This is a genomic window from Flavobacterium sp. (genome assembly GCF_046073885.1).
GTDB lineage: Bacteria > Bacteroidota > Bacteroidia > Flavobacteriales > Flavobacteriaceae > Flavobacterium.
Genome location: NZ_JBJTND010000072.1, coordinates 1 through 10214, shown reverse-complemented (window position 1 = coordinate 10214; position 10214 = coordinate 1). Strand labels below are relative to the sequence as shown.

Here is a 10214-nt window from a genome sequence, read left to right as displayed (position 1 = left end):
AAATGAAAGTAACCCAACATATAGCAAAAGCAAACGGAAGACCCTTGTTTTCCTTTGAGATTTTACCACCTTTAAAAGGACAAAATATTCAGTCTATTTTTGACAGCATTGCCCCTTTAATGGAATTCAATCCCCCGTTTATTGATGTTACCTACCATCGCGAGGAGTATGAGTTTAAGGAATTGCCAAACGGATTATTGCAAAAGAAAATTGTAAAAAAACGTCCAGGCACGGTGGGTATTTGTGCTGCTATTCAAAATAAATACAATGTAGATGCCATTCCGCATATTTTGTGTGGAGGTTTTACGAAAGAGGATACTGAAAACCTTTTGATTGATTTGGATTTCCTAGGAATAGATAATGTGGTAGCGCTTCGTGGCGATGCCTTAAAAAACGAAACCTATTTCAAACCCGAAAAAGAAGGAAATGAATTTGCTTCCGATTTGGTATTGCAAATCAATAATTTAAATAAGGGAATTTATCTGGATGAAGATTTAAAAAATTCGGCTAAAACTAATTTTTGCATCGGAGTCGCCGGTTATCCAGAGAAACATATGGAAGCTCCAAGTTTGGATAGTGATATTCATTTTTTGAAAGAGAAAATAAAAAATGGCGCTGATTATATTATCACTCAAATGTTTTTTGACAATAAAAAGTTCTTTGATTTTGTAGATAAGTGTAGAACGGCAGGAATTACAATTCCAATTATTCCTGGGTTAAAACCTATTTCTACCAAGAAGCAACTCAATTTAATTCCGCATCGATTTAGTATTGAATTACCCGATGATTTGATTATGGAAGTGGTTAAAGCCAAAGACAATGATGTGGTGAAACAAATTGGAATTGATTGGTGTATTCAACAAAGTAAAGAGCTGGTTGCTGCCGGAATTCCGGTATTGCATTATTACTCTATGGGGAAAGCAGAAAATATTAAAGCTATTGCAACAAAGGTGTTTTAAAGTACTAATTGTAAATTATATGGCCTTGGTACAATTGCTGTACCTCTACAATGGGAGGGTTATTTTTTAGGATAATATTTCCAGTGCTAAACATTTTTCCGGTGATACTTTGTATTGGTTTTACAAACATATCATTCGATCCCCTATGAAAAACACTAATATTTTGTGCCGTTAAATTGGAAGAATCTATTCTGCTATCTCCTGCCCAAAAATTAATTATTTCCGTATTTGTGGATCCCGAAATAAAAAAGTTAGATACATTATTACTTTCAATTTGCATTAAGTTGTTGTTAATCGTAAAGTAAAAATCTCCGGTACCGGCACTACTTTCTCCATCCCCATTTTTATCAATGGAATATACTTTTAAGGTAGGGAAAGTGAGTAGACCATTGGAACGAATGTCACGCTCGGTTTTTGAATAAATTTCTTCTAATGTGGGCGTGGTAATGTATATGGTTGTTTGTCCGTATTCTCTGAGCCAATTGCAAGTAGTGTTATCGGTAAATATCAATTGGTTGTCATTTTGGGTAACCGAAATATTGTTAATCAAGTTGCTTCCCGATTTTATTTCAACTTTATATTCTGGTCCCTGAGTAATTTCAATAGCAATACCACGATATACTTTTATTCGTGAAAACGGATTAACGGGAACGATTTTAGTAACAATATCACCCGTACTCTCAATGCATTCACTTGGCTTTTCACAAGAAATGAAAACCAAAAGAAAACTAATAAATACTACTATTTTTTTCATTTTTATAATCTTACACCTAGGCCAAACTCCAGCGCTTCTGCATAAAATAGATGTGTTTTTACAGAGAAACTAGAATATATTTTTGGGTTAAAATGGTATTTAAAACCTATTCTGTCATATACAATTAAATCGTCTTTAAAAGGTCGATATATGTAATAACCTACTTGTGCTTCTAGAGATATTTTGTTGACAAACAATTCATATCCAGTAAATAATCCTACCCGTTTATAATCGGTGTTGGGATCTAGATTCATCTCAGGATAAGCATTAGACATGTATTTAATGTAATCCTTTATTGAGTTAGTTAAGAACAATTCGGTTCCAAATTGCAAAGCGCTTTTTCTATTAAAACGCTTGTCTATAAAAAATGAAGCATGATAAAAAGGATATAATCCACTGCCAATAATAGCACTTTCATTGTATCCACTTCTTAAAACAAAATTATATTTTATAGATTCACTGTAGTTTTTCTTTACAGCTGCAGTATCTATTGTTCTTTTGCTCGAATTTGAAAAATCATAATTTAACCCCACATTAACCAAAAAAGTATTGATTCCACTATTTGGAGTTTTGGTTCTTCCGTTTGAAAAATGCGTGAATAAAACTCCAGCCTGAATCCCAAGTTTATCGATTAAAAGTTCTTTTTTGTACTGCAATCCAAAATTCGTATTGGATAAAAATGTAGATCCAAAAGCTTTATTTTTATTGTTATTTTCTTTGTCGTAAGGATTGGTAGCATATCCAATTCCCTGAGAAACTTTTAATTCTAAGTGTCTATTAAAAAAATAAAAATTATACAAAGCCCCAACCCCGTAGCACTTTCCAAGAAAATTGTTGTTGTAATTTTGGTATTGGAAATAAACTCCATAATCCGGAAAATTATAGGCCGAATGCCATTCATCTTTACCGTGAGTTTGTTTAAGTAAGCTTACCATCATGCCATCAGGATGGCCTTGTAAATGATATAAATCGCTCGTATGCGGAATTACATTTCCATGAAATAAAGAAACTTCTATGGCATTGGTATCTTTGTTATCTTGACCAAATACAACGATTGATAATAAAAGAAAAACCAAACAAAATTTTCTCATCCTAAAAAAGTAAACTCATTATTTTGCGGTTTTTTCTCTAAAAATTTCCTCTAGATTTTTACTTTTTAAGTTCAGTTGTAAAATCTTCAATCCGTTCTCTTGCGCAAAGTCAAATACAGAAGGGCGGCAATCTTTTTCTGTTTCAAAAGTCAGTTCCCAAACTTTATCGTGGGTATTTTTATTGGATTTTAATTCGGATAATTTGGAAAGTAAGCGTTCATCAATTGCTTTATCAAATTCAACCTCAATCACTTGCTCTTGAATTTCAGAAACCAATTTATCTAGTTTTTTATCGGTTACAATTTTTCCGTTATTGATGATGATCACTCTGTCGCAAATGGCTTCCACTTCTTGCATGATGTGTGTAGAAAGAAAAACAGTTTTGTTTTTACCTACATTTTTTATCACATTTCGAATTTCAACCAATTGATTCGGATCCAATCCTGTAGTAGGTTCGTCTAATATTAATACATCTGGATTGTGTAAAAGCGCGGTCGCTAAACCTACCCTTTGTCGGTAACCTTTAGATAATTCACCTATTTTTTTGTGGCATTCAGAAGCTAATCCAGTTAATTGAATTACCTCCTCAATTCTTGATTTTGCCACTTTATATACATCGGCATTAAATGCCAAATATTCTCTAACATACAAATCCAAGTACAACGGATTGTGTTCTGCTAAATATCCAACAGAAAGTTGTACCGCTTTTTGGTTTAGGTTCACATCGTTTCCATTTACCGATGCCGTTCCTTCATCTGCAGTAATATAAGTCGTTAGTATTTTCATTAAAGTCGATTTTCCGGCGCCATTCGGACCAAGAAAACCAACTATTTCCCCTTTTTTTACTGAAAAAGTAACATCGTCTAGCGCTTTTTGAGTGCCATAACTTTTAGAGATATTTTGAACTTCTATTGACATAGATTTGATATTTGAAGCAAATGTAATAATTAATAAAGGAATACTAAAGCCCTAAAGTAGATAACGGCTAAATTGCTGAATTATGATAATTATGAAAATTTTAATTCAGTTTTGGCAATTGTTTCTGTGTTAGTTGCTATTGGTTTAGTAATTTTGCTTCAAATCATTCCATAAAATAATTTGGAATTTGCAACAAGCAAAATGAAAGACAAAAAAGCAATGAAAAGCTGGATCAGCGAACTTAATTTATCTCATCCACTAGTAATAGCCGGACCTTGTAGCGCAGAAACGGAAGAGCAAGTTTTAAAAACTGCTATGGAGTTGAAAGGCTCTAATGTGTCTATTTTTCGTGCTGGTATTTGGAAGCCAAGAACACGCCCAGGAGGTTTTGAAGGTGTAGGGGAAATTGGATTGAAGTGGTTGCAAAAAGCTAAAGCAGAAACCGGTTTGCTCATGGCAATTGAAGTGGCCAATGCGCACCATGTTCAGTTGGCTTTAGAGCATGATATTGATGTGCTTTGGATTGGCGCTCGAACTACTGTAAACCCTTTTGCAGTTCAAGAAATTGCCGATGCTTTGCAAAATACAGATAAAATAGTTTTGGTGAAAAATCCAGTAAATCCCGATTTGTCACTTTGGATTGGTGCAGTAGAGCGTTTGCATAATGCCGGAATTAAGAAACTCGGAATTATTCACAGGGGTTTTTCTACTTATGAAAAAACCAAATACAGAAACAATCCCGAATGGCAAATTGCAATCGATATGCAACATAAATATGCTGATTTGCCTTTTATTATTGATCCTTCCCATATTACTGGAAAAAGAGATATGATTTTTCAGGTTACCCAAGAGGCACTTGATCTTAATTATGATGGGATGATTATTGAAACCCATATTGACCCAGATAATGCATGGAGTGATGCCGCTCAGCAAGTTACTCCAACGCAATTAAAAGATATTGTTTCCAATTTAATTATCCGAAAGGAAACCGATGATGCCGATGATTACCAGCAAAATTTGTTAAAATTGCGTCTGCAAATTGATGAATTTGATTCTAAATTATTGGAAGTAATTGGAAAAAGAATGAAAGTAGCTGAAAGCATTGGCGCTCTTAAAAAAGAGAAAAATGTGGCGGTTTTACAAAACAAAAGATGGAATGAAGTCTTAGAAAAAATGATTTCAGACGGAAACCAAAAAGGATTGAGCGAAGAATTTATTGTTCAATTTTTTAAAGCCATTCACCAAGAAAGTATTGCACATCAAGAGAAGATTTTTAATTCATAAGATTTTTGATTGTCGATTAACGATATTTGATTTTTGAATTGCTTATTTTTGCATAAATCTAATTCTAAAATCAAATATCGGTAATCATCAATCGTTAATGTCTATGACCGGACTCGTTTATAAATCTACTGGAAGTTGGTACACCGTAAAATCGGAAGACGGGACCTTTGTAGAATGTCGTATTAAAGGGAAGTTTCGGGTGAAAGGCATTAAAAGTACCAATCCAATTGCAGTTGGAGATATTGTAGATTTTGAATTGGATGAAACTTCAGATGTAACTACAGGTACGATTCATAATATACACGACAGGAAAAATTACATTGTCCGAAAATCGGTGAACTTATCGCATCAAATGCATATTATTGCTTCCAATTTGGATTATGTTTTTCTCTTAATCACCATCGATAATCCACCAACCACCTTTAGTTTTATTGACCGATTTTTAGTCACTGCGGAAGCTTATGGAATAGCCACTATTTTGGTTTTCAATAAGATTGACACCTTAACCGATGAGACTTTAGAGGAGCAGCTTTACATGCAACATGTATATGAGCAAATTGGTTACCAATGCCTTCGAGTTTCTTCTACTCAAAATAAAGGAGTTGATCAATTAAAAGAACTTATGGTGGGTAAAATCACCATGTTTTCTGGACATTCTGGTGTTGGAAAATCGACTTTAGTAAATGCATTAGAACCAAGTTTGTTATTGAAAACAAAAACCATTTCAGAACAAAGTAAGCAAGGACAGCATACCACTACTTTTGCTGAAATGTATGATTTGTCATTTGATGCAAAAATTATTGATACGCCAGGAATCAAGGGATTTGGAATTGTAGACATGGAAAAAGAGGAAATAAGTGGTTATTTTCCTGAGTTTTTCAAATTAAAAGACCAATGCAAATTCAATAATTGCCTACATAAAGAAGAACCTCATTGCGCCATAAAAAAAGCATTAGAAGAAGATAAAATTTCTTGGACGCGTTACAATAGTTATTTGAAAATATTAGAAGGTGATGACGAACATTACCGCACCGATATTTATAAAGACGATCGAATTGCTAGTGATAAAACAAGAGAATAATTGTAAATTATGAAGGCTGTAATTCAAAGAGTAACTCAAGCATCGGTAACCATTGAAAGTAATATTGTTGCTGAAATTCAAAAAGGATTACTTATATTAATTGGAATTGAAGAAGCCGATAACCAAGAAGATATTCAATGGTTGGTTTCAAAAATTGCCAATCTGCGCATCTTTGGTGATGAAAATGAGGTCATGAATCTTTCGGTGAAGGATGTTGCTGGCGAGATGATAATTGTGAGTCAGTTTACACTTCATGCTACCACCAAAAAAGGAAATCGTCCTTCCTACATAAAAGCAGCAAGGCCCGAAACTGCTATTCCTATTTATGAAAAATTCATAGCTCAAATGGAAGTCGAAATTGAAAAAAAAGTGCAAACCGGACAGTTTGGAGCCGATATGAAAGTAGCATTGCTTAATGACGGACCTGTGACAATAATAATTGATACAAAAAATAAAGAATAATTATGGATCTTAAAAACTCCCAACTCGAAGTAGACAATTGGATTAAAAATCACGGTGTTCGTTATTTTAATGAATTAACCAATATGGCTCAACTTACCGAAGAAGTAGGTGAAGTGGCTCGTATTATTGCAAGACGCTACGGCGAACAATCCGAAAAAGAATCTGATAAAAATAAAGATTTGGGCGAAGAATTGGCCGATGTAGTTTTTGTAGTGCTTTGTTTAGCCAATCAAACAGGCATCGATTTGCAAGCTGCTTTTGATAAAAAGTTAGATTTAAAAACCAATCGCGATCACGACCGCCATCAAAATAATTCCAAGCTGAAATAATTGTGAATCTGAAAATTCAAAATTCAAAATTCAAAATTCAAAACGCTACAATAGCAATCACGGGATCCAAATCGGAAACCAACCGATTGTTGTTGTTGCAGGCACTTTATCCAAATATTTCTATTGAAAATGCGTCAAATTCCGATGATTCGGAAGTTATGGTTGAAGCACTTCAAAAATCAAAAATCAAAAATCAAAAATCGTTTATTATAGATGTGCATCATGCCGGTACGGCAATGCGTTTTCTAACAGCTTTTTTTGCTATTCAAGAGGGTGTTGAAGTTATTTTAACAGGCTCATCAAGAATGAAAGAAAGACCCATTCAAATTTTGGTTGATGCATTAAATCAACTTGGTGCTGAAATTACTTACATTGAAAAAGAGGGTTTTCCTCCTATTAAAATTGTCGGAAAAAAACTAATTCAAAGTAGGGTTTCGCTTCCAGCAAATGTGAGCAGTCAGTTTGTTTCTGCCTTGTTGTTAATAGCCCCCAAGCTTGAAAACGGATTGGAGTTAACCCTTGAGGGAGCAATCACATCAAGACCATATATTCAGATGACTTTGGATTTGTTAGGTGAAATTGGAGTCGAAACTTCCTTTGTAAATAATAGCATAAAAATACCTCCCAAACCATTTATTGAAAGTTCAAAATCAATACACGTTGAAAGTGATTGGTCTTCTGCTTCTTATTTTTATTCAATTGTAGCTTTGTCAGAAATTGACACCGAAATCACCTTGTCTAATTTCAAGAAAAATAGTTTGCAAGGGGATTCTGTTTTAGTAGAAATCTATGAAAATTTTGGTGTAGAAACGGTTTTCAATTCTGATAACTCCATTACAATCAGTAAAATTTCGAACTTTAAACCGGATAATTTCAACTTCCATCTTAACAGTACTCCCGATATTGCTCAAACTATTGCTGTGACTTGCTTTGGCTTAGGAATAGAATGTAAATTAACGGGTTTGCATACCTTAAAAATTAAGGAAACCGATCGTTTGGAGGCCTTAAAAAACGAATTAACACCGCTTGGCGCATCGGTTCAAATTACCGAAGATTCGATATCAATACAAGGGTTTCCAAATGTCGAATTACACGATACAAATATCAAAACCTATCAAGACCACCGAATGGCTATGGCATTTGCTCCCTTAGCCATAAAAATGCCGCTCACGTTTGCAAATGCAGAAGTGGTTTCTAAATCCTATCCGGCATTTTGGAGTGATTTAAAATCCCTTGGTTTTCAAGTTGCAGAAATATAATCATCTAGGAACCTAATAGGCTTGGTGCCTAAGCAACTTAATAAAAAAATAAAAGGCAAAACACTTGACATCGCCTATCTCACCATCGTATATTTGCCACCTTGATTTATACATCTAAGTGAAACAATCATAAACTTAAACTCTTTACAAATGAAATTATCTCATTTTCAATTTAATCTCCCAACAGAATTACTTGCAGAATTTCCAGCAGAAAACCGTGACGAAGCTCGTTTAATGGTTGTTGACAGAAAAAAAGGAACTATAGAACATAAAATGTTCAAAGATGTTATCGATTATTTTGATGATGGGGATGTAATGATTTTAAATAACACCAAAGTTTTCCCTGCAAGAATGTATGGAAATAAGGAAAAAACAGGGGCTCGTATTGAGGTTTTCTTATTAAGAGAATTAAATGCAGAGCAACGTCTTTGGGATGTTTTGGTTGATCCTGCTAGAAAAATTAGAATTGGTAATAAATTGTACTTTGGTGAAGACGATTCTTTAGTTGCTGAGGTAATTGATAATACTACTTCTCGTGGAAGAACATTACGTTTTCTTTATGATGGATCTTATGAAGAATTTAGAAATAAATTAACAGAACTTGGTGAAACGCCAATTCCTAAATACATCAATCGTGAAGTAACAGAAGAAGATGCAGAGCGTTACCAAACTATTTATGCAAAAGAAGAAGGAGCAGTAGCGGCACCAACTGCAGGATTGCACTTTTCTAAACATTTATTAAAAAGATTAGAAATTAAGGGAATTGATTTTGCCGAAGTAACGCTTCACGTTGGATTAGGTACTTTTAATCCGGTTGAGGTTGAAGATTTATCGAAACACAAAATGGATTCTGAGGAATTAAAAATCACACAAGAAGCGTGCGATATTGTAAATAATGCAAAAGCAAAAAAGAAAAGAGTATGTGTGGTAGGAACTACATCAATGCGCGCTGTTGAAAGTTCTGTTTCTTCTCAACGAACATTAAACCCATACCAAGGTTGGACCAATAAATTTATTTTCCCTCCTTATGATTTTAGTATTGCAGATGCGATGATTACTAATTTTCATACGCCAAAGTCAACTTTGTTGATGATGATTTCTGCATTTTGTGGACACGATTTAATGAAAAAAGCCTACGAAGAAGCCATCAAAGAAGGATATAAATTCTATTCTTACGGAGATGCAATGTTGATATTATAACTCATTTAAGCATCAATTATAAATAAAAAGTCCCACCGTTAGGTGGGATTTTTATTTAAAAAACATGTAACTTTGAAAACTTAGAACCTATAATCTTAGAACCTAAAATTGATTACCAAAGAAACCATTGATAAAGTATATGAAGCTGCTCGAGTAGAGGAGGTTATTGGCGATTTCGTTCAGTTGAAACGTGCCGGTAGTAACTTCAAGGGCTTGAGTCCTTTTTCTGATGAGCGTTCTCCTTCGTTCATGGTTTCTCCTGTGAAACAAATTTGGAAAGATTTTAGCTCGGGAAAAGGGGGGAACTCAGTGGCTTTCTTAATGGAACATGAACATTTTACTTATCCAGAAGCTATTCGGTTTTTGGCAAATAAATACAATATTGAAATTGAAGAAACAGAAGTTTCTCAAGATGATAAAATAGAAGCCAATGAAAAGGAAAGCATGTATTTGGTTACGGAATTTGCCAAAATTTATTTTAACGAAACGCTTTTAAATTCTGAAGAAGGAAAAGCTATAGGGCTGTCGTATTTTAAAGAGAGAGGTTTTACCAACGAAACGATTACCAAATTCGGGTTAGGTTATTCGCCCGAATCCTGGGATGCATTTACCAAAGAAGCCTTAGCAAAAGGGTATCAATTAGAGTTCTTAGAAAAGGTAGGATTGACCATCACTAGAGAAGATGGAAAGCATTTTGATCGTTTCAAAGGGAGAGTTATGTTTCCTATTCAAAGTTTATCTGGTAGAAATTTAGGTTTTGGTGGAAGAATCTTGACTAATGATAAAAAAGCTGCCAAATATCTTAATTCACCCGAAAGTGAAATATACCACAAGAGTAAAGTACTTTATGGAATTTTTCACGCCAAACAAGCCATTG

Annotated in this window: 11 protein-coding genes; 8 read left to right on the top strand and 3 right to left on the bottom strand. The window is 34.1% G+C overall.

The window, feature by feature from the left end; genetic code table 11:
- Positions 1-2: 2 nt before the first annotated feature.
- On the top strand, positions 3-959 hold the full coding sequence (gene metF, locus ACKOWY_RS09915) for a methylenetetrahydrofolate reductase [NAD(P)H] (protein ID WP_408941287.1): 957 nt from the start codon (positions 3-5) through the stop codon (positions 957-959).
- A gap of 4 nt (positions 960-963) precedes the next feature.
- Here metF and ACKOWY_RS09910 read toward each other — a convergent pair whose 3' ends face one another.
- Genes ACKOWY_RS09910 through gldA form a run of 3 tightly spaced genes read right to left on the bottom strand, consistent with a single transcriptional unit; the run spans position 964 to position 3722 of the window.
- A complete protein-coding gene (locus ACKOWY_RS09910; RefSeq protein ID WP_408941286.1) occupies positions 964-1713 on the bottom strand; it encodes a head GIN domain-containing protein in 750 nt (249 codons plus the stop codon).
- Between the two features lie 2 nt (positions 1714-1715).
- Positions 1716-2804, bottom strand: a complete 1089-nt coding sequence (locus ACKOWY_RS09905; RefSeq protein WP_408941285.1) for an acyloxyacyl hydrolase — start codon at positions 2802-2804, stop codon at positions 1716-1718.
- An 18-nt stretch (positions 2805-2822) separates the two neighbouring features.
- Positions 2823-3722, bottom strand: a complete 900-nt coding sequence (gene gldA, locus ACKOWY_RS09900) for a gliding motility-associated ABC transporter ATP-binding subunit GldA (RefSeq protein ID WP_408941284.1) — start codon at positions 3720-3722, stop codon at positions 2823-2825.
- A 201-nt stretch (positions 3723-3923) separates the two neighbouring features.
- Between gldA and ACKOWY_RS09895 the strand changes: the two genes are divergently transcribed.
- From ACKOWY_RS09895 to ACKOWY_RS09865, 7 genes are all read left to right on the top strand, one after another.
- A complete protein-coding gene (locus ACKOWY_RS09895) occupies positions 3924-5006 on the top strand; it encodes a chorismate mutase (protein ID WP_408941283.1) in 1083 nt (360 codons plus the stop codon).
- 103 nt (positions 5007-5109) lie between these two features.
- Positions 5110-6087 carry a ribosome small subunit-dependent GTPase A gene (gene rsgA, locus ACKOWY_RS09890; RefSeq protein WP_408941282.1) on the top strand — a complete coding sequence of 326 codons (978 nt, stop codon included), beginning with the start codon at positions 5110-5112 and terminating at the stop codon, positions 6085-6087.
- Positions 6088-6096: 9 nt separating this feature from the next.
- Positions 6097-6549 (top strand): D-aminoacyl-tRNA deacylase, encoded by a 453-nt coding sequence (dtd, locus tag ACKOWY_RS09885; protein WP_408941281.1) that lies wholly within the window; start codon positions 6097-6099, stop codon positions 6547-6549.
- A 2-nt stretch (positions 6550-6551) separates the two neighbouring features.
- On the top strand, positions 6552-6878 hold the full coding sequence (locus ACKOWY_RS09880; RefSeq protein ID WP_408941280.1) for a nucleotide pyrophosphohydrolase: 327 nt from the start codon (positions 6552-6554) through the stop codon (positions 6876-6878).
- Between the two features lie 2 nt (positions 6879-6880).
- Positions 6881-8137: a 3-phosphoshikimate 1-carboxyvinyltransferase gene (gene aroA / locus ACKOWY_RS09875; RefSeq protein WP_408941279.1), complete on the top strand. Its 1257-nt coding sequence runs from the start codon at positions 6881-6883 to the stop codon at positions 8135-8137.
- Positions 8138-8287: 150 nt separating this feature from the next.
- A complete protein-coding gene (gene queA / locus ACKOWY_RS09870; RefSeq protein WP_408941278.1) occupies positions 8288-9337 on the top strand; it encodes a tRNA preQ1(34) S-adenosylmethionine ribosyltransferase-isomerase QueA in 1050 nt (349 codons plus the stop codon).
- Between the two features lie 108 nt (positions 9338-9445).
- The coding region (locus tag ACKOWY_RS09865) for a DNA primase (RefSeq protein ID WP_408941277.1) at positions 9446-10214 on the top strand (769 nt) is incomplete at its 3' end.